This is a genomic window from Paenibacillus sp. JT22N7, from assembly GCF_059383875.1.
In genome coordinates, this window is sequence record NZ_JBXENY010000028.1 from 1 (window position 1) to 1,745 (window position 1,745).

Genomic DNA, 1,745 nt, shown 5'->3' on the forward strand with positions numbered 1-1,745 from the left:
TCCCTTCGTCCCACATACGTCAAGGAACCATCCGCCTGCCAGCGAACCAAGTCCCCCGTACGGTACATTCGCTCCCCTGGCTCAAACGGGTTCGTCACAAATTTTTCCAAAGTCAGATCCGCTCTATCCCAATATCCTCGGGCTAGACCGACTCCGCTTATGCACAGTTCACCTGGCACGCCAATCGGCTGGAGTTGCCCGTCCGCTGCGAGTACATACACCTTCGTTTTGCCAATCGCTTTGCCAAGTCCATGTTCCTGCCAGACACCAGTGATAGGCAAAGCGGTTGTTACAACGCTGTTTTCCGTCGGTCCGTACTCGCTAACAAACTCAATTTGGGGATAATTCAGTATTTTTTCAATGAGCGTCCCGCTGAGCTTTTCACCACCAATCACCACACTGCGCACAGTTGCTAGTTGGGCTGGCTTCAACATATCCAGCAGGACTGCAAACATCCCTGTCGTAAATTGAGCGTGCGTAATCGAGTGCTCCACTAGCGCCTTCGCAATGGCTCCCGGATCTTTCAGTTCTTCATCTCGAATCAATACGACGGTTGCTCCTGTAATAAGAGGTGCGAAGAAGTGCGAGATGAATGCATCAAACACATACGGGCTTGCATGAAGTACCTTTCCCTGATCAAAATGGTAGGTTGCAGCTTTCCATTGAAGCGTATGAACGATGCTGCGATGTTCCACCATAACGCCTTTAGGCTTGCCTGTCGTGCCGGATGTATAAATGACATACGCTAAATTTTCGGGCTTTGCATTGTTTAAGAGATTTCCTGACATCTCGGCATCGATGCGGGCGTCATCCAATAGCAATACGGGGCACGGCGCTTCCTGCACAGAATCAGACAACAATAGCAATGCACCGCTGTTCTTCAAAAGGAACTGCATACGTTCCACAGGATCTTCCAAAGAAAGAGGCAGATAAACAGAGCCTGCCTTAAGCACCCCGAGCAAGGCGACGGCCATCTCTACGGAACGTCTGCACTGAACCGCAACAATACGTTCTGGTCCTGCACCGTAGCCCTGTATCATTCTGGCAAGTCGATTTGCCCGTTCGTTCAGCTCTTGGTAGGTCAAGGCCTCATCCCCGCAAACGACGGCGACACGTTCCGGTGTCTTCGCCGCTTGCTCCTCAAACAGCGCATGCAGCGTCGATGGCTGCTCAAGCAGCGCTTCTGCCCCTGTATCGTTAAAGTGCACCAGCAACTGCTCCCGCTGCCCTGCCGTCAGCAAGTCCATGCTTCCCAGCATTGTATGCGAATCGCGAGTCACTTGACGCAGCAGCTCCGTAAAATGACCCACCCAGCGCTCTATTGTGGCCTGCTCGAACAGCTTCACCGCGTATTCCAGCGTGCAACGCATGCCCTGCTCCTCTTCACTTACCGACAGCGTCAGATCGAATTTCGCTGCTCCGCTTTCTAGCGGGTACGGCGTCCATTGCAGATCCGCCAGCTCCAGCTCCGATTGCTCCGTGTTTTGCAACACCAGCATCGCATCAAAAAGCGGATTGCGGCTCAAATCCCGCTGCCTGACTACCTGCTCCACCAGCTCCTCGAACGGATAGTCCCCATGTTCAAAGGCGCTTAGCGCCGTCTGCTTCACTTCCTGCAAGTAGGCAGAGAACGTTTTTTCACCCGACGGACTCAGCCGCAGCGCCAGCGTGTTCACGAACATCCCCAGCATGCCCTGCAAGTCAGCATGCGAACGTCCCGCGATCGGCGTGCCAACGATTAGCTC

General features: G+C 53.7%; 1 protein-coding gene. It reads right to left on the reverse strand.

Features of this window, described 5'->3' with window-relative positions:
• Nucleotides 1–1,745 (reverse strand): non-ribosomal peptide synthetase (locus tag AC50Y5_RS32695; protein WP_494865794.1); only part of this gene is annotated, 1,745 nt, incomplete at both ends.